This is a genomic window from Pseudomonas sp. Leaf434, from assembly GCF_001425545.1.
GTDB classification, from domain to species: Bacteria; Pseudomonadota; Gammaproteobacteria; order Pseudomonadales; family Pseudomonadaceae; genus Aquipseudomonas; species Aquipseudomonas siliginis.
In genome coordinates this window covers 1-18,482 of the sequence record NZ_LMQZ01000001.1, presented here as the reverse complement: position 1 = coordinate 18,482, position 18,482 = coordinate 1, and the positions used below count along the sequence as shown (strand labels likewise).

General features: G+C 59.8%; 12 protein-coding genes. 4 read left to right on the top strand and 8 right to left on the bottom strand.

Annotated elements, in window-relative coordinates; all coding sequences use genetic code 11:
* Positions 1 to 58: 58 nt before the first annotated feature.
* Positions 59 to 997 (top strand): LysR substrate-binding domain-containing protein, encoded by a 939-nt coding sequence (locus ASG55_RS00060; protein WP_056782820.1) that lies wholly within the window; start codon positions 59 to 61, stop codon positions 995 to 997.
* 41 nt (positions 998 to 1,038) lie between these two features.
* The gene (locus ASG55_RS00055) at positions 1,039 to 1,389 is read left to right on the top strand and encodes a cupin domain-containing protein (RefSeq protein ID WP_016770579.1); all 351 of its coding nucleotides are present in this window, start codon (positions 1,039 to 1,041) and stop codon (positions 1,387 to 1,389) included.
* Positions 1,390 to 1,589: 200 nt separating this feature from the next.
* Here the strand turns inward: ASG55_RS00055 and mmsB are convergent, their stop codons facing one another.
* Both mmsB and ASG55_RS00045 read right to left on the bottom strand, forming a co-directional pair.
* Positions 1,590 to 2,477, bottom strand: a complete 888-nt coding sequence (gene mmsB / locus ASG55_RS00050) for a 3-hydroxyisobutyrate dehydrogenase (protein ID WP_016770578.1) — start codon at positions 2,475 to 2,477, stop codon at positions 1,590 to 1,592.
* A 10-nt stretch (positions 2,478 to 2,487) separates the two neighbouring features.
* The gene (locus ASG55_RS00045) at positions 2,488 to 4,014 is read right to left on the bottom strand and encodes a CoA-acylating methylmalonate-semialdehyde dehydrogenase (protein ID WP_024011486.1); all 1,527 of its coding nucleotides are present in this window, start codon (positions 4,012 to 4,014) and stop codon (positions 2,488 to 2,490) included.
* Between the two features lie 149 nt (positions 4,015 to 4,163).
* Between ASG55_RS00045 and ASG55_RS00040 the strand changes: the two genes are divergently transcribed.
* Positions 4,164 to 5,111 (top strand): LysR family transcriptional regulator, encoded by a 948-nt coding sequence (locus ASG55_RS00040; protein ID WP_039759664.1) that lies wholly within the window; start codon positions 4,164 to 4,166, stop codon positions 5,109 to 5,111.
* 480 nt (positions 5,112 to 5,591) lie between these two features.
* Positions 5,592 to 6,455, top strand: coding sequence for a hypothetical protein (locus ASG55_RS00035; RefSeq protein WP_156388154.1), 864 nt, complete (start codon positions 5,592 to 5,594; stop codon positions 6,453 to 6,455).
* 142 nt (positions 6,456 to 6,597) lie between these two features.
* Here ASG55_RS00035 and ASG55_RS00030 read toward each other — a convergent pair whose 3' ends face one another.
* The 6 genes from ASG55_RS00030 to recC form a co-directional block, all read right to left on the bottom strand.
* Positions 6,598 to 7,098 (bottom strand): OmpA family protein, encoded by a 501-nt coding sequence (locus ASG55_RS00030; RefSeq protein ID WP_177342701.1) that lies wholly within the window; start codon positions 7,096 to 7,098, stop codon positions 6,598 to 6,600.
* Positions 7,098 to 8,366 carry a diguanylate cyclase domain-containing protein gene (locus ASG55_RS00025; protein WP_056782817.1) on the bottom strand — a complete coding sequence of 423 codons (1,269 nt, stop codon included), beginning with the start codon at positions 8,364 to 8,366 and terminating at the stop codon, positions 7,098 to 7,100. The genes ASG55_RS00030 and ASG55_RS00025 overlap by 1 nt, the downstream gene beginning before the upstream one ends.
* On the bottom strand, positions 8,363 to 8,932 hold the full coding sequence (locus ASG55_RS00020) for a YfiR family protein (RefSeq protein ID WP_041477864.1): 570 nt from the start codon (positions 8,930 to 8,932) through the stop codon (positions 8,363 to 8,365). The genes ASG55_RS00025 and ASG55_RS00020 overlap by 4 nt, the downstream gene beginning before the upstream one ends.
* 119 nt (positions 8,933 to 9,051) lie before the next feature.
* A complete protein-coding gene (gene recD / locus ASG55_RS00015; RefSeq protein ID WP_056782814.1) occupies positions 9,052 to 11,160 on the bottom strand; it encodes an exodeoxyribonuclease V subunit alpha in 2,109 nt (702 codons plus the stop codon).
* Positions 11,157 to 14,843 (bottom strand): exodeoxyribonuclease V subunit beta, encoded by a 3,687-nt coding sequence (recB, locus tag ASG55_RS00010; RefSeq protein WP_056782812.1) that lies wholly within the window; start codon positions 14,841 to 14,843, stop codon positions 11,157 to 11,159. The genes recD and recB overlap by 4 nt, the downstream gene beginning before the upstream one ends.
* Entirely contained in the window at positions 14,840 to 18,292 is a 3,453-nt protein-coding gene (recC, locus tag ASG55_RS00005; protein WP_056782810.1) for an exodeoxyribonuclease V subunit gamma, read from the bottom strand. Before recC ends, recB begins: the two co-directional genes overlap by 4 nt.
* Between the last annotated feature and the right edge of the window lie 190 nt (positions 18,293 to 18,482).

The window sequence follows — 18,482 nt, the reverse complement described above, 5'->3', positions numbered from 1 at the left end:
GAGCGAGCCTGCTCGCGAAAGGGCCAGCCCAGCCACCGCGAAACCACAGGCAAACCCCATGCACTTCGACCTCACCGACCTGCGCCTCTACCTGCACATTCTCGACACCGGCAACATCACCGCCGGCGCCGCCCGCAGCCACTTGTCCCTCGCCGCCGCCAGCGCCCGAATCCGCGCGATGGAAGCCTCGCTGGGCGCCGAATTCCTCGAACGTGGTCGGCGCGGCGTCACCCCGACCCCGGCCGGTAAAGCCCTCGCCCGCCACGCGCGTATCCTTTTGCAACAGGCCGAACGCATGCAGCAGGACCTCGCCGATTACGCGCATGGCGTCAAAGGCCAGGTGCGGCTGTTATGCAACACCACGGCGATCACCGAGTACCTGCCAGAAGTGCTCGCGGACTTTTTGCGCAGCCATCCCAATCTCGACATTGATCTACAGGAACTGCCCAGTGCGCGAATTACCCATGCCTTGCGTGAAGGCGCAGCGGATCTGGGCATCGTCTCCGACGCGGTCGACGCCAACGGCCTGCAGACTCAGGCGTTTCGCGACGATCCGCTGGTGCTGATTCTGCCGCTCGATCACCCGTTGTCTGACGCCGCCGGGGTCAGTTTCAGCGACGCGTTGCAGCACGACTTTGTCGGATTGAGCGCCGACAGCGCATTGGCGATTTATCTGGAAGAACAGGCGCTGCACAGCGGCGCGCGGATGCAGGTGCGCATTCGCGCCGATGGCTTTGATGGCGCGATGCGTATGGTCGCCCATGGCGCCGGCCTGGCCATCGTGCCGTTGGCCGCTGTCGAACGCGCGACGCTGGAACGGTTCAAGTGCACACCTCTCAATGAGCCATGGGCGCGCCGCGCGTTATTGCTCTGCGCGAAAGACTTCGCCGCGCTGCCGGGGTATGCCCAAGCGCTGTTACAAGCACTTATTGCTGCGCGCGTTTCTGAGCACTCCGATGTCGACCCCAGACAACTGAGCGACAACCGGGCGCTATAGGGTGCGACTTCAATTCTCAAGTCCACTTGCCCGGAGTCCCCATGACCGCGACCGCCCCTATCACCGTTCTGCGCGACACCCACCCGCTGCCAGTGCTCGACGCCTGCAAATGGGAAAAACTCGAAGGCGACCCGCACACCGTCAACCTCAATGCCTACACCAGCGAAGACGGCAGCAAGATCATGGGCACCTGGATCTGCACACCGGGCAAGTGGCGCGTCGATTATGTGAAATGGGAGTACTGCCATTTCCAGGAAGGCTACTGCGTGATCACCCCGGACGGCATGGCGCCGATTCATCTGCGTGCTGGCGATATCTTCGTGGTTGAGCCGGGCATGAAAGGCACGTGGGAAGTGGTCGAGACCGTGCGCAAATACTTCGTCTTCGCCTGATGCAAAAAAGCCGGGAAATCACCCGACGTGATTTCCCGGCAAATATCCCGGCGTTGCTAAAACCTGTGGCGAGGGGATTTATCCCCGCTCGACTGCGCAGCAGTCGCAAACCCTGAGCACTCGGTTTACCTGACACACTCCAGGGGGCTGCTGCGCAACCCAACGGGGATAAATCCCCTCGCCACAAAGGGCTGATCGCGTTACTGCGGCTTGCGATAGCTGTTGATGATCGCCGAGAAGTCTTTCCCACCGTCACCGCGCTGACTCATCGCCTGATACAACTGCTGCGCCACCGCGCCGAGCACTACCGGTTGATGCGCCTGCCGCGCCGCTTCAGTCGCCAGCCCAAGATCCTTCAGCATGAGTTCCGCGCCGAAACCACCGGTATAACCGCGCGAGGCCGGCGCCGTTTCGACGATGCCCGGCCACGGGTTGTACATCTCCGAACTCCAGCAACGGCCGGTCGAGCTGTTGATGATTCCGGCCAGCACACCGGTGTCGATCCCCAGCGCATCGCCCAACGCCATCGCTTCACTGACGCCGACCATCGAGATTGCCAGCAGCAGGTTGTTGCAGATCTTGGCGATCTGGCCGGTGCCGACTTCACCGCAATGCACAATGTTGCGGCCCATCTGCGCCAGCACCGGTTGCAGGGTGGCGAACAGTTCCGGGGTAGCGCCGACCATGAAGGTCAGCGTTCCGGCCGTCGCACCGCCAGTACCGCCGGAGACCGGCGCATCGGCCATGGCCACGCCGTGTTTGGCGGCGGCCGCCGCTACGTCGCGGGCAGTCTGCGGATCGATGGTGCTGCAATCCACCGCCGGCACGCCTTGGCGAATGCCGGCGAGCACGCCCTCTTCACCCAGCCAGACACTGCGCACATGCACCGCGGCCGGGAGCATGGTGATCACCAGTTCGGCATCTTCCGCCGCCTCGCGGGCCGAAGCGCGGATGGTGCCGCCCAGTTGCTCGAGTTCCGCCAGCACGGTTTTGTTCAGGTCGACCAGGTTCAACGAGTGGCCGGCCTTGATCAGGTTGCGCGCCATCGGCGCGCCCATGTTGCCCAGCCCGATAAATGCGATTTTCATGATCGAATCCTCAGCGCAGGTTGATGGTGGTGTTCACGCCGTCGTTGACGCTGTCGTCGTCGAACCAGCGCGCCGTGACCGTTTTGGTCTGCGTGTAGAACTGCACCACTTGCTTGCCGTACGGGCCGAGGTCGCCGAGTTTCGAACCGCGCGAACCGGTGAAGCTGAAGAACGGTACCGGCACCGGAATCGGAATGTTGATGCCGACCTGACCGACGTCGATTTCCGTCTGGAATTTACGCGCCGCCGCACCGCTCTGGGTGAACAGGCCAGTGCCGTTGCCGAAAGGATTGGCGTTGACCAGCGCAATCGCCTGGTCGAGGGTGTCGACTTCCAGCACCACCAGCACCGGGCCGAAGATTTCCTGGGTGTAAATCTGCATGTCGGTGGTCACACCGGAGAACAGGGTCGGGCCGACAAAATTGCCTTGTTCATAACCCGGCACGCTGATGTCACGACCATCGAGTTCAAGCTTGGCGCCTTCCTTGATGCCGCTTTCGATCAGTTCGAGGATCCGCGCCTTGGCTTTTTTCGAAATCACCGGGCCGACATCGGTACCCGGCTCGCTGCCGGCGTTGACCTTGAGTTTCTGCGCCAGCGCTTTCAGGTCTGGCAGCCACTGTTTTGCGGCACCGACCAGCACCACCACCGACGTGGCCATGCAGCGTTGCCCGGCGGCACCGAAACCGGCACCGACCAAAGCATTCAGCGCTTGCTCGCGATTGGCGTCCGGCAGCACCACGGCGTGGTTTTTTGCGCCCATCATCGACTGCACGCGCTTGCCGTGTTTGCCGGCCAGGTCATAAACGTGGGTGCCGACAGCGGTCGAACCGACGAACGACACGGCTTTGATGTCCTTGTGCGTGCACAGACCATCGACCACATCCTTGCCGCCGTGCACGACGTTGAGCACGCCCGCCGGAACGCCAGCCTCAATGGCCAGTTCCACCAGCAGCATGGTCGACAGCGGGTCCTGTTCCGAAGGCTTGAGCACGAAGGTGTTGCCGCAGGCGATCGCCATCGGGAACATCCACAGCGGAATCATCGCCGGGAAGTTGAACGGCGTGATGCCGGCGCAGACGCCGATCGGCTGGCGCAGGGTGTAAGTGTCGACGCCGCCAGCCACGTTCTCGGCGAACTCGCCCATTTGCAGGGTGCCGATCGAGCACGCGTGCTCGACCACTTCCAGGCCACGGAAAATATCGCCCTCGGCGTCAGCAATGGTCTTGCCCTGTTCGGCGCTCAGGACGACGGCGATGCGCTTGGAGTGCTCGCGGATCAGCGCTTGCAACTTGAGCATGATGCGCATCCGCGCGCCGATCGGGGTCAGTTTCCAGGTCTGGAAGGCACGCTGGGCGGCGCTGACAGCGGCATCGACCTCAGCGGCGGTGGCGAACGGAACCTTGGCCAGCACTTGCTGGGTGGCCGGGTTGACGATGTCGTGCCACTCGGTGGTCTGCGACTCGACCCATTCGCCGTCGATCAGCAGTTTGACCTTTTGCAGCGTGGTGTCGTTGGGCGTAAGCGATGCGTTCATGCTGGTCTCCAGAACTTGTTTTTATCGTAGGAGCCAAGGCGAAAGGTTCACCTTGAGATGAGGCGTGTGTCGCGAATTGGTTGTCGGACTGTTTTTGGAGTATAGATGTGCAAACTTCTAATAAGAACGCACATATAAGCCCGACCATCATGCAAAAAAACATCACCTCGCTAGGCTCGCTGAACTGGGACGACCTGAAGTTTTTCCTCGAAGTCGCCCGCACCCGCAAGGCCAGCACCGCCGCCAAACGCCTGGCTGTCGACTACACCACGGTGTCGCGACGGATCAGCTCGCTGGAAGCGGCGCTCGGCACATTGCTGTTCGAAAAATCCCGCACCAGCGGCTTCGTCCTGACCACTGAAGGCCAGCGCTTGCTCGGTTATGCCGAGTCGATCGAAAGCACATTGCATATGGCTTGCGAGCAGGTTTCCGGCTCGGGCGTGGCCCTGTCCGGCCATGTGCGCATGGGCTGCACCGAAGGCTTCGGCAGTTTTTTCATCACCCCGCAACTGAGCCATTTCGTCGACGCCTACCCGGCGATCTCGGTGGACATCCTGCCGCTGCCGCACTTCATCAGCCTGTCCAAGCGCGAGGCCGACATCGTCATTGCCCTCGAGCGGCCGGAGCACGGGCCGTACGTCTGCTGCAAACTCTGCGACTACCGTTTGCAGCTGTACGCAACCCAGGACTATCTGGACAAACACCCACCGATCCGCCGCCCGGCCGATTTGAGCAAGCATCAATTCATCAGTTATGTGGATGATCTGGCGTTCAGCTCAGAGCTGCTCTACCTGGCCAACGTGCTGCCCGGCGCCAGCGCACATTTGCGCAGCACCAGCGTGATCGCGCAATACGTTGCCGCGCAGCAGGGGCGCTCGCTGGCGATCCTGCCGTGCTTTCTCGCCGCACAAGACCCGCGATTGCTGCCGGTGCTGCCGGAGGAAATCGACATCACCCGGCAGTTCTGGATGTACTGCCGCGAGGATCTGCGCAAGTTGAAGCGGATTACGTTGTTGTGGGATTACATCCGTGAGGTGACTGAGCTAAATCGCCCGTTATTACTGGGCGAAACGCGAGACCTTCGATTCGCAGACTGAAAATCTACAGAGAGAGCAAGGCGATCTTCCCCAACGACCCGACAGAGTTTCGGTAAAAGAAAGGCCCGTCCAGTCGCTCGCTTGAGTGAGATAAGCCTTCCCATGGCCGACTCGTGTCGGCACCTGCGCAAGGTATACAGGAAGGAAAATTGAGAGCAAGTCAATGAGATGAGGTTTCAAAAATTTCTACTAAATCCTGAGAGAAGGTTCACTGCGTTAGCGCCGGAAAAATTTTTGGAATCACATTCACAGACATATCATTAATCGGTTAATAGCTCCCTAACGAATCACTCGGCTCCAATGCTAGCATTAGGCATCAATAGTTAATGATTAACAAACGTTATTGCGGCGCGCACCGGATGCTCAAGGTGACCTCTAAATGATTATTAAACTGCCTTTACCGCTCGAATCCTAGATTGCAAAATCGAGCACACCCCATTAACATCAATAAGCCATCACACAACCAGAAGCATAAACATTATGAATCCAACAGAAAGAAAACAAAAATTCAGCACCCGAGAATGGTGCTTAGTAATAGCGATCTTATCACTGATTCAATTTTTCGTTCACTGGGTATCTTATCAATTTGGAAATAGCCCTAACGCCCTAGGGTACGTCTCATTCGCCGGAACGTTAGTATCGATAATGCTGGGCTTGATCGCAATTATATATTCATTCGTTCAATCAATCTCCCAGAGCACTAGTGTTGTGGAAATCAGAGAGCAGGTAGAGAGACTAATCGTCGCCGGAAACGAGATCACCGAATCTGGAAAAATAATTCACTGCGCATCTCAAGAGGTAAACGGCTTGGTTGGCGACCTCGCATCAAAAGTCATTGAGAACACAAGTACTACAAAAGAGGTTCTCGGCAGCGTTAGCAAATTGACATCAGAACTTAATTTTTCGCAGTCCATGCAGCCTCGAGATTCGATTGAAGATGGAGCAGATGCGAGCGACGATATTAAAACAACATCAATACTCGGCTCAGATAGAACCATTGTATTTCTTATGATTCTTTGCATATACGAAGGTGCAAAAAGAGGTTACACCATAGACCAAGTAGAAAGCCTAATACTCCCCACCCTCAGCACAAAATACGGTGTCGATATAAACTTCATTATAGGAGCATTCAATACTACACTTTTTGCTATAGAAGCAGAAAAACACACAGACTTCTCCGAAAAAAACATTGGCGATGAGGTAATAAAAGTATCAGATGAATTCAACCAGATAATTCGAGAAAGAATCCCCGAAACAATGAGCGGCGACAACTTAAACTTCAACAAATTTTGGCAAACCATAAACGAACTGAACGACGAACAACTTGAGCCTGAGAAACCATGAACGCTGTACACCAACTTTCGCAAATAAGACGCCCAGACTAAACTCGAAATTATTCGGTTCAGTTTAGTTTAGTTTAGTTTAGTTTAGTTAAGCCTGAAGTTTTACTCCCTTGAAGATGAAGCTCAAGTGTACGAGTCGCCGGCTAATCGGCGCTGACCACAATCGACACCCGGCGATTTTCCGTGCGCCCCGCTGCGGTGTCGTTGGAAGCCACCGGTTCGCTGCTGCCCAGGCCTTGCAGCTGGATGTTTTCCTGCTTCATGCCGACCGTACCGAGGACGTTGGCGACGCTCTTGGCCCGGCGCAGCGACAGTTGCTGATTGTAGGTTTCCTTGCCGGACGCATCGGTGTGGCCATCGACGCGCACCCGCTCGATTCCCACGCCGAGCAACGCCTTGCCGATGCGTTCGACGATTTCCGTGCTGGCTGCGTTCAGGCTTTCGACATCGCTGCCAAACAACACTTTGCCCGACAGGCCGAACTCCCAGCCGTCGTCGGTCAACTCGAAACCCTGCTGTTTGAGCACGGCGACCTGCGCCGGTGTCAGGCCTTTCTGCGGGGCGGTCTGGCAACCGCTCAGGGTCAGCGCGGCGATCATCAGCAATGCGGAAAAAAGTCGAACGGGAAGAGTGAACACGGGCATCAGCTCCTGGTGTGAACGGAATCGACCGGGCGCTCCGACCCGGCGGTGAATTGCGCGCCCCGCGACAGGCGCTTGGCCTGGTACATTGCCGCGTCGGCTGCGTTGAGCAAGGCACCCGGCGTGGCGCCATGATCGGGGTAAACGGCGATGCCGATACTGAGCGAGGTCACCACACTGCTGTCGCCGGGCAGGGTGATCGGCATGTCCATGCTGGCGAGAATCTTGTCAGCGATGTGCTCAGCGTCTTCGACCGTGTGCAGCGGCGCGAGCAGCACGGCGAACTCGTCGCCACCCAGCCGCGCGACCAGATCATCCTCGCGCAATTGCGCTCGCACGCGATTGGCGATGGCCACCAGCACTGCGTCGCCCGAGGCGTGGCCGAAGTTATCGTTGATGCCTTTGAAGCGGTCGCTGTCGAGAAACAGCACGGCGACCCGCTCATCGTGTTTTTTGCCGTTGCGCAAGGCGCGCATCAAGCGGCCTTCGAAAAACGCGCGGTTGGGCAAACCGGTGAGGCTGTCGTGGGTCGCTTGGTGAGCGAGAGTTTCGTTTTCGTTTTGCAGATGGGTTTGCCACGACTCGAGTTCGCCGAGCAAGGCATTGAAGTCATTGCCCAGATTATCCAGTTCAGCGATTTGCGCCGGCGGCACGCGCCGATCCAGCGCTCGCTCACTGCGCGCGGCGTGGGCGACGGAGGCGAGGCTGTGCAATGGGCCAATGATTGCGCGCAGCTGCCGCCGCGCCAGATAGAGCGCGACCCAGGCGCTGATCGCGGTGCAGAGCACAATCCCGGCCAGGCCGCTGAGCAGGAAGCGCATCAGGCTGCCGCCGTGACCGATGAGCAGGACGCGACCGATTTCGCGGTCCTGATGCTCGATCGGCAGGCTGACCGGTTTTTCCAGAAGAGCGCGGGTGATCTGCATTTCCAGCTCGGAGAACAAGCCGGTTTCGGCGCGCTGCCATTGCGCGATCAATTGGCCTTGCGCGTCGAGCACTCGGGCATCCGCTACTTCCTCGGTGGCGGCGATGATCGCCAGCGCCTCGGTTGCCGCCGCTTTGTCATTGAACACGACGGCCGCTTCGACGGTGTAGCTGATAGAACGGGCGATCAAATGCAGGTTGTGATCGGCATACACCCGCAGCGCGAGCACGCCCAGCAAGGTCAGCGAAACACTGGCCATCGCTACCGCCACCAGCGCGACAATCAAATGCCCACGGCCAATGACCGAGCCCAGGGTCGGGCGAGCCTTCCAACTGAACAGCTTCATGGCGCCGCCGCTTTGCGACGGGACAACTGCAACACGCTGGGGTGAATGCGCACACCACTGCGAGCCACGGAGTCGAGATTGACCTCGAACGACACTTGTTCATCGCCGACGCGCAGGCAGAACAGACTGCCGACGGTGCATTGATCGTCGGCTTCACTGATGCTCAGCACTGGATGCCCGATCAACGATGCGAACAGGCGACTGCGTTCGTCGGCGGTCAGCTTGCCGATGTACACCGCATCGCATTCGCTGACGATGGCCGGGTTGTCTGCCAGCAGGCGCCGCACAGCCACCGGTCGCCCCGTGGCTTGGGTGGTGCCTTTGACCAGGTCATCGGTGTATTCGGTGGGGCCGACGATGCACAGACGCAATTGCGCTGGTTCCACCGGCCAGCGTGCATAACTGAGGATGCCAAGAACCACTTGTGTGACCGCTTTGGCCCGTTGCTCGGCCGGCCCGGTTTGCGCTTGGGCGATGGCGCTGCCCGTGAACAACCAGAGCAAAACGATCAGCAATGCGTGCTGGCAGGCCACCACACGCTGTGTCGCCCAGACGGCCACCTTCATGGAGTGATTCTCTTGGAGCGTAACGAAATGATGCCGCAACGATAGCACAGCGCCGAAACGCCAGCGAGGCGCCTGCCTCTGACCGGTTGGTCAGTAATCGTTGCTGATCATCCAGCGGTTCATCCCCGAAGCTCGGCACCCTCCTCCAGCTCCAGCATCAGCCCGCTCAGCCGCTTGACCTTGCGCAGCACCGCCTCTTCAAACACGCCGGCACGCGGCTCGATCAAGGTGAACCAGTGCCGGGCGCGAGTGATTCCGGTGTAGATCAACTCCTTGGTCAGTACCGGATTCAGCGCATCCGGCAGGATCAGCGCCGTGTGGGCGAACTCCGAACCCTGGGACTTGTGCACCGTCATGGCGTACACGGTTTCGACATCATTGAGTCGACTCGGCAACACGAAGCGCACGCCGCCCTGACCATCGTTACGCGGAAAGGCCACGCGCAGAACCGTTTTGCCGATTTCTGCGCCTTCACGCTCGGGCAGTTTCAGGGCGATACCGATGTCGCCGTTCATCAGGCCCAGACCATAGTCGTTGCGTGTCATCAGCACCGGCCGACCTTCATACCACTGCTGATCGCTCTCGATCAGACGCGCCTTGAGCAATGCAGTGGTAATGCGCTGGTTCAGACCTTCAACGCCCCATGGCCCTTTGCGCACCGCGCACAGCAACTGGAACGTGTCGAACGCCTGCAAGACTTCCCGCGCCCAATCTATCCAGTTCGCATGCTCAAGTGGCCGCGTTGACGGTGGACGCTGATCGCGCAGTACGCTCAGGTAATGGCGGTAACCTTGCGGGCCGTTGCCGTGACCTTCGAGCAACAGGCGTTCGAGCTTGTGATCGTGCTCGCCTTTGAGCGGCAGCGAATACACGTCGTCGTAGCCGCCGGCGGCGAGCAACTGTCGCGCCTCATCGGCCAATTGCTGATTGACCCGGCGCGCGAGCTGACCGATACCGCTGCCCTCGCCGAAGCGGCGCGAGTGACGCAGCATCACCACTTGTTGCGCCAACGGATGGGTGCCGTCGCGATCTTCATGCAAACCGCTGCCCTGCAACGACTCGCCACTGACAGACTCCAGCCATTGTCGCGTTTGCGGGCTGTACCAACCGCCCTCGGCGTCACGGCACAGATCGCCCAACACCGCACCGGCCTCGACCGAGGCCAACTGATCCTTGTCGCCCAGCAGCACCAGCCGAGCATGGGCCGGCATGGCGTCGAGCAAGTTCGCCATCATTTCCAGGTCGATCATCGACGCTTCATCGACCACCAGCACATCCAGCGGCAGGCGGTTGCCGGCATGGTGACGGAAATGCCGGGTGCCCGGTCGACTGCCGAGCAGACGGTGCACGGTGGTCACATCGCTGGGGATCGCCGCGCGCACCGCTTCGGCGACTTGCAGTGATTGCACTTGCTGACTGATCGACTCGGTCAAACGCGCAGCGGCCTTGCCGGTCGGTGCCGCCAGACGAATGCGCAGCGGATGGCCAGCCTCGACGGCCGGTGCCTGCAACAACGCGAGCAAGCGCACCACCGTGGTGGTTTTCCCGGTGCCCGGGCCGCCAGTGATGATGCTGAAGGCGCTGCGCGTAGCGATGGCGCAGGCGAGTTTTTGCCAATCGATGACAGCTGCGGATTCCGCGCCGCCGAACAATTCGTTCAGACGCTGCGGCAGATCATCCGGCGTCGGCTCCTGCTGCAACAAGCGTTGGCGCAACGCTGCATCGATGCGGCGTTCGTAGGTCCAGTAGCGGCGCAGGTACAGGCGTTTCGAGGACAGCACCAGCGGACGTGTCTGCGCTGTTTCACTCGGGTCAGCGGCCAGGGCCACCAATGGACTACTTGCCAGCACTTTGCACCAATGGGCTCCATCGAGCGTTTCGAGCAATTGCGAGGGCAGCAGCAACACACCGCCCTGCACGTCGCCTTCGGGCGGCAATGACAGTGCAAAATCCGGCGCCTTGAGGGTTTCAAACAGGTCCAGACACACATGACCATGGCCGAGTTGGTGACTGGTCAACGCCGCCGCGAGCAACACCAACGGGTCGGTCTCGGGCTCGAGTTCATGCAGGAAAGCGACAAAGGCGCGGTCCAGCGCGCGCAGCCAGCCGCGCTCAACCCAACGGCTCAGCAACAACAGCAAATCATCGGCGCGGGTCAGCGGCGAGAGTTTCGACAGGCTGTCCGCTTCCAGCGGCGTCGGCAGCAGATCGGCGAATGTGCGGCTCATAGCAGGACTCCCTGTTCCCAGGCGGGTTCGGACTTGGGTTCGGGTTTGCCCTGGAACATCCGGTCGAGGCGTTCGATCAATTCCCGTGGCGGACGCACGAAGTACACGCCACGACTTTCCGCACGCGTACCGCGCAGAAACAGATACAGCGCCCCGCCGATGTGACGGTCGTAATCGTAATCCGCCAGCCGCGCCTTCAACTGGCGATGCAGTGCCAGCAGATACAGCACGTATTGCAGGTCATAACGGTTGTCGAGGATCGACTGCTCCATCGCCTGCACCGTGTAGGCCTGATCATCAACGCCGAGCCAATTGGATTTGTAATCGGCGACGTAGTAACGGCCAGCGTGCTCGAAGGTCAGGTCGATAAAGCCCTTGAACATGCCGTTGAGCTGAACCGGTTCTGCCGCAACACGAGCGACGCCATTGTGGGTGTGCTGGCGCACCTGTTCGTCGAGCTTGAGCACGTCAACTTTGTGGCTGGCGAACCAGAACTCCATCTCGACGCGGTATTGCGTCAGTTGCTCAAGAACCACCGGCGGTTGCCCGCCAGCGATCGGCAACGGTGACTTGAGCAAATGCTGCAGCCAGTCAGTCAGCGTGGTGATCCAGCCTTGCCAGCCGCGCAGATTGCAGCGCCGGGCAATTGCATCTTCCAGCGCTTCGCGGGTAACCGAAAAACCTTCAGCGCCCGCCCATTCGAGCAAGCCATGTAAAAACGTGCCCGGGTTAGGGCCACGCGGGAAGCGGTGGATATCGGCGCCACCACTGCTGATTTCATGTGGCGCGTCGGGATCGAGGCGCTCGTCGTCGAAGAGCTTTTGCGCCTGCGGACTGTCCGGTGCTTCATCGCTGCCGACGCTCAATATGTCGCTGATGCGCAAAGCGCTATAGGAAGCGATCCACCAGTTTTCACTGGCTTTGCGCTTGGGCCGTAGCGTCGCTCGTAGCACTGCTTCATTGCGCGGCGGTTGGTAATGCTCATCAGTGGGCTGAGGCATTTCGCTGATGCCGATGGCCGGGCAGTCTTGCTGCAGATCCCGCAGCCAGCGATTCAGTTCGCTGGACTCGCCCAAAGCGGCACCGCCACCGAGCAAATAACCCAACGCCGACAGGTGCAGCACCGAGCTGTTGTTATTGCCGCGCTTGAGATCAGTGACGCCCAGCCAACAGGCATGCTGCGCGCGGGTTAACGCGACATACAGAAGACGCAGATCTTCGGCCAGACGCTCATCGTCAGCCAGGGCTATCAACTCGGGGGTAGGCTTGAGGCTGATCTGCGCCTTGCCCGCAGCGTCGTGGTAATGCAGCGGCAAACGGCTGCCATCCACCGGTTTCGCCGAGCAAATGAATGGCAGGAACACCAGCGGATATTCCAGACCCTTGGATTTGTGGATGGTCACCACTTTGACCAGTTGCTCGTCGCTTTCCAGACGCAGAATCTGCTCTTCACCGGCCTGACCGGACAGCGCCAGCAACTCGGCCAGATGGCGGATCAACGCTTGCTCCCCGTCCAGTTCAGCGGCGGCTTGCTGCATCAGTTCCGAGAGGTGCAAAAGGTTGGTCAGCACGCGTTCGCCGTCACTGCGCTGCATCAGGGTTTGCGGCAGGTGGAAGTCGTGAAGCAGGCGGCGCAACATCGGCAACACGCCCTGTTTGCGCCAGAGCTCTCGATAGCCACGGAACTGCATGACCCGGGCTTCCCAGACCATTTCGTCCTGGTTCAACCGCTCCAGCTCGGTCAGCGGCAGGTTCAATGTGGTGCAAGCCAGCGCAGCCTTGAGCGAGCGTTCGACATCGGGCTCGGCGCAAGCCTTCAGCCACGCCAGAAGGTCGTGCGCCTCTTGGGCGGCAAACACCGAATCCTTGTCCGAGAGATAAACACTGCGCACACCTCTGGCGGCGAGTTCGGCGCGTACCGCCTGGGCTTCCTTACCGTCGCGGACGAGGATCGCTATGTCCGAAGGGCGTAAACCTTTGAAGTCGTCTGCTTGAAAGAAACCAGCGCTGCCAGTTTGCCCGCCATTGAGCAGTACGGTGATTTGACTGGCGCAGGCGGCGGCCATTTGCTGGCGATAGACCGCGCCGGACAGCGGTTGATCGCTGGGCAGTAGCCAGACATTCAGTGCCGTGACGTCTTGCCCGGCAATCCGCAGCGTTTCCTTGCGTCCCTGAGACTCGACCGGGAGGAACGGTACCGGGTTCTCGCCATTTCTTTCGCGAAACAAAAACGCGCCGCGTCCCTGCTCTCGGGACTCGGCGCGTTCGAATACGTGATTGACCGCTGTCACCATGCCGTGGCTGGAGCGGAAGTTGGTGCCTAGTGTATGCAAACGGCCGGTAGTGGCCTGACGTGCGCGCAGATAGGTGTAGATGTCGGCACCACGAAAGGCATAGATCGCCTGCTTGGGGTCGCCGATCAGGAACAGGCCGGTCTCAGGCTGATTGTCTTCGATGCGGTAAATGCTCTCGAAGATGCGGTACTGAACCGGGTCGGTGTCCTGGAATTCGTCGATCAGCGCGACCGGGAACTGCTCGCGGATCAGCGTTGCCAGACGCTCGCCGCCCTCCGATTGCAGCGCGGCATCCAGACGCAGCAACATGTCGTCGAACCCCATTTCTGCGCGACGGCGCTTCTCTTCTTCAAAACGCGCGCCGACCCACTTGGCAGCGTGTTGCAGAACAGCAGCATCGGGCGTCGGCAAGGCATCCAGGCTCGACTTGAGTCCGGACATGGCGTCCAGCCCCGGATGACTGGGAGCCTGGCCTTTCCAGGCCTCGGCCATGCCATCGGGTGTCAATCGGGTGAAGCCGGTGCCTATGTCCAGTTGCTCAAGCGACTCGTCTTCGGCCCAGGTCTTGAGTTTCTCGAACCAGGGCTCGAAATAACGCGCCTGCATTTTGCGGCCATCGACGGTTTTGCTAGCGACGCCTTCATGGCAGAGCGCGAGCAGCTCGTCTGCCCAGTCATGCCAAGGCATTTTCAGTTCGACCAACGCCGCTCGCCGCTCCAGCAAACACTCCTCGATCAGCTCCGCGGGCGCCTTGCCTTCATCGGTGTCACGCTCGCTGGCAAACAAGCCGCGGACCCGAGGCAGCAACGCTACGGGGCCACCCCAATTGCTGCGCACCCACTTCAGCGCATCGCCCTGCATCGGGTAGCAGAACAGTCGCCAGTAATCGCGCAACACTTCGCCAAGCAGATCGCTGTGATCGGTTTCCAGGGATTGCGTGAACAGGCTGCCGCTGTCGAACGCGTGCTCGCGCAGCATGCGCTGACACCAGCTGTGAATGGTCGAGACGGCGGCTTCGTCCATCCACTGCGCGGCGATATCGAGGCGGTTGGCGCAGCCCGGCCATTGCTGCGGATCGAACTGTTCGCGCAGCTCGGCAATCAATCCGTCGGGGGCAGTAATTTCATCGCGGAAGAACCGCGCGGCCTCAGCCAAGCGTGTCCGAATCCGTTCACGCAGCTCTTTGGTAGCAGCGTCGGTAAACGTCACTACGAGGATTTGCGGCGGCAGTAATTCTCGTGCAAAACCGCTTGTCTCGCCGCCATGGCCGAGAATCAGCCGCAGATAAAGTGCCGAAATCGTAAAGGTTTTACCGGTGCCGGCGCTTGCTTCGATCAACTGACTGCCGCGCAGCGGGAAGGCCAGAGCCAACGGTGTTTTGGTACTCATGCGCGCGCACCTTCGCTGGACAAGGAACGCCACGGCGCTTCGAATAATGGGCGGTACAACGCGTCGCACCAGCCGGTGAAGGTTTCGTCTGCCAACAATGCATCGAAGTCGGGATATTGCCGGAGCAGTGCCGGGCTTTCGCGCCGCTCGCCGTTGCTGGTCTGGCCGTCACCGTCATAGGCTTTTCGCGCAGCGGCTTCGGCTTTGACCGGGTCAGTTTGAGACAACCAGGCGAACGCGGTTTTTATCGCAATCGGCAAGGGCTGGCGCATGCCTGATTGCCACGCAAGAAGCAGGTCACCGAGCAAACGCAACGCTCGGTCTCGCTCCATTGGCTCAAGCAACAACGTGTCGTCACTGGCGACCAATGCCGTGGTCAGCGCATGCTCGCTGGCGCAGGCGACCAGATGGGTAACCCACGATTTGGTCAGCCGATGCCACTTGCGAGTTTTGATCGAGCCGATGCTATTGGGAATGGTCGTGACCGACAGCAGGCCGCCATCGGCGCGTTGATGCAGGTTTGCGAGCCAGCCCTCCAGCCGCAAACCCTGCAAGTCGAGACTGACCGGGATTGCACTACTCAATGGCGACGGCCATAACGTCAGCAACTGTTGATAACGCTGCAGAAGATCCGGCAGCGGTTCGATCAGTTCACGCTGTAGGCATTCGCCAAAACCGGCCATAGGCAGCAGACCACTGTTTTGCAGGCGCAGCGCCCGGGCTTGCAGCGCCTGATCGATATTGTCCGGCTGGCTGAGTGCGGCTTCCAGCAAACTGTCGCTGAGCGTGTAGCGCTGTAGGGCGTCCAGCACGAAAGGTTCTTCATCTGCCAACGGCGCTTGCGCCGCCTCGAAATAGACCTTGAGACGCTGGGTGAAAAAATGCCGAACCGGATTACGCAGAAAATCCTGCAGCAATGCCAGCGTCAACGGTTCATCTTGAACATATGGCGCGAGTAACGGCGCTTCGCTTTGCTGCGCTTTCTCTTGATGTAACACCTGCCACTCGCTGGCGTAGCTGAACATTTGCTCGCCTTCGTGGAAATAGCGGGCACTGAAAGGTTGCAAGGGGTGTTCTTCGGTCAGCGCGTCCAACAGATCCTGGATTGGGTCGATTGAACGCCAGCCGCTGGCGAGGTGATCGCGCAACTGGCCGATGAGCACCGAGGCGGGTCGTTCGCTGTTGTCACGGATGCTGCGGCCAACCCAACTGATGTAGAGCTGAGAGCGCGCGGACAACAGCGCTTCAAGTAACAGATAGCGGTCGTCCTCACGTCGTGAGCGGTCGCCAGGCCGGTAATCGCTGCCCATCAGGTCGAAGTCCAGCGGTGGCTGGGCGCGCGGATAATCGCCGTCGTTCATGCCCAGCAGACATACCAGTTTGAAAGGAATGGCACGCATCGGCATCAAGGTGCAGAAATTCACCGCACCTGCGAGGAATCGTTGTGACAAACGGCCCTGATCGAGCCCGGCGAGCCAGGCTTCGCGCACGACAGTCAGCGGCAGCTCGTCAGTCAGCCCGACCGCCTCGCAGGTTTCCAGCCAGGTCTCGCGAAGCTCTTCGAGCTGGGTCAGCAGGTAGTCGTCGTGCTCGTTGCTCGCCTGAAAGAACACCTGCATCAGCGCCTGCAAGCGCAGCCCCCACTCTTTCGGTTGAGCCGGTTGCGTGAGTTGCTGATGAGCGATTTCCAAGGCATCCAGCAGCGCAACCAATGGCCCGATCAGGGCAGCATCCAGCCCACCAATTTCGTCGTAAGGCTCGATACCTGCACATGCATCGGCACTGCCGACGGCGTAGCCCAGCAGCATTCGGCGTAGACCGAAATGCCAGCTGTTCTGCTCCAGTTCCTCAGGCAATCCGAGACCGGCCCGTTGTTCGGCACTCATGCCCCAACGCACGCCGGCACCCTCGATCCAGCGGTGCAGGGTTGGCAGGTCACGTTCCTCTACGCCAAAGCGAGCACGCAGAGCTGGAACATCGAGCAGGTCGAGAATCTCGCTGACCGGGAAACGGCTGTCCGGCAGCTTGAGCAGGTGCTCGACGGCGATTAGTAATGGATCACGTCCTCGCTGGCCCTGGTCCGCCAAAGTGAACGGAATGAAGCGCGGGTCAAATCGATCGAGCTGACCGAAAACCGCGCGGATATGCGGTGCGTAGCTGTCGATATCAGGGACCATCACGATCACGTCCCGTGGGCGTAGAGCCGGGTCGGCGCTGAAACGCGCCAGGAGTTGATCGTGCAGGATTTCGACTTCACGCTGGGCACTGTGGGCGATGTGAAACCGGATCGATTGGTCCTGCGTCAGGTCGACAGCGGGCCAGAGCGCACGAGTCTCGTTGAGGGGGCGCAATTCGAGGATGTCGTCCTGAAGCTGGTTAAGCATGTTGTGCGGCTGGGCTTCGCTGAACAGGTCGATGCGGCCGTCACGAAAGGCTGCGCGGTAGCTGTTGGGATCGTCGTAGCTGTCGAGCAGGTTGATATAGTCGCGACCTTGTTTGCCCCAAGCGGCCAGCAACGGATGTGCGTGCTGATGCAGGGTCTCGGCATCAAGTACAACTGGCATCCCGCTTTTGCGTTGTTGCCGCTTGTATTGATGTCGCAGCAGGTCCTTGTCGGCGACGATATCGGCCCAGTGATGGCGACAGGGGTTGTGTACGCAAAGCAGAACCTGACTGAAGCGCGCCAGACCGGCGAGCGCTTCAAGAACTTGTGCGGGCAATGAAGAAATGCCAAAGACGATCACGCGCGGCGGCAGCGCAGCCGGGGCCTTGTCGAGTATGTTGATGCGTTCCATGAAGCGTTGATGCACGCCGGCACGACTCTGCGCCATGCCCTGTTCGCCGACGTCATCCAGCAGCGCTCGCCACAACTCTGCCTGCCAGCAACTGGTCGGTGGCAGCGGCTTTATTTCACCTCGCACATTGCGCAGTTGATGACGCCCCTCAGCCCAATCTTCCAGCCAGTCAGCCCGGTAGACCTGATATTGGTCGAACAGATCGGCTAGACGCTCTGACAACTGATAGCGCTTGCGCAGATCGCTGTCGTGAGTGAGGAAGCGTTGCAGCGGCTCGAAATGGGGGCGATCGATTACCTGTGGCAAGAGGCGCATCAGACGCCAGGTCAGCGGAGCTTTATCGAGCAGGGATTTCGCCGGAATTTCTTCTCGTCCCAATACCATGCGATACAGCTGCCACATGAAACTGCCGGGGAGTTGAACGTCAATCGCCGCAGCGATCCCGCAACCGCCAAGGTCATCGTCTTCAGGATCTTCGGCCAATGCCAGTTTGAGCCATTGGGCGATGCCGTTGCTTTGCACCAAAGCGATTTCGTTTTCCAGGGGTGCCAGTGGGTAGCGCCGCATGATGCTGACCACAAGACTGCGCAGCTCATCGAGACTGTTGCTCTGAACCACCATGAATGCAGCGTTGAGGGACTGGGCGTCCGACATATGGATTCCTTGGAAAATCGCTAAAGCCGAGGCAGAACCTTAGCATTGTCGGCCGACTGTGACAGCCGGACGAGGTCTGCGAAGCTTGTAAGAACTTTCTCGCAGGCAAAACAAAACCCCAACTGCTTTCGCAATTGGGGTTTCGGAATTTAATCTTGACGATGACCTACTCTCACATGGGGAAACCCCA

Coding starts and splice junctions, on each gene's coding strand:
- ASG55_RS00020 (WP_041477864.1), bottom strand. CDS start 8,932: ATGAAGGTGGCCGTCTGGGCGACACAGCGTGTGGTGGCCTGCCAGCAC.
- mmsB (WP_016770578.1), bottom strand. CDS start 2,477: ATGAAAATCGCATTTATCGGGCTGGGCAACATGGGCGCGCCGATGGCG.
- ASG55_RS00025 (WP_056782817.1), bottom strand. CDS start 8,366: ATGAAGCTGTTCAGTTGGAAGGCTCGCCCGACCCTGGGCTCGGTCATT.
- ASG55_RS00035 (WP_156388154.1), top strand. CDS start 5,592: ATGAATCCAACAGAAAGAAAACAAAAATTCAGCACCCGAGAATGGTGC.
- recD (WP_056782814.1), bottom strand. CDS start 11,160: ATGAGCCGCACATTCGCCGATCTGCTGCCGACGCCGCTGGAAGCGGAC.
- ASG55_RS00055 (WP_016770579.1), top strand. CDS start 1,039: ATGACCGCGACCGCCCCTATCACCGTTCTGCGCGACACCCACCCGCTG.
- recB (WP_056782812.1), bottom strand. CDS start 14,843: ATGAGTACCAAAACACCGTTGGCTCTGGCCTTCCCGCTGCGCGGCAGT.
- recC (WP_056782810.1), bottom strand. CDS start 18,292: ATGTCGGACGCCCAGTCCCTCAACGCTGCATTCATGGTGGTTCAGAGC.
- ASG55_RS00030 (WP_177342701.1), bottom strand. CDS start 7,098: ATGCCCGTGTTCACTCTTCCCGTTCGACTTTTTTCCGCATTGCTGATG.
- ASG55_RS00040 (WP_039759664.1), top strand. CDS start 4,164: ATGCAAAAAAACATCACCTCGCTAGGCTCGCTGAACTGGGACGACCTG.
- ASG55_RS00060 (WP_056782820.1), top strand. CDS start 59: ATGCACTTCGACCTCACCGACCTGCGCCTCTACCTGCACATTCTCGAC.
- ASG55_RS00045 (WP_024011486.1), bottom strand. CDS start 4,014: ATGAACGCATCGCTTACGCCCAACGACACCACGCTGCAAAAGGTCAAA.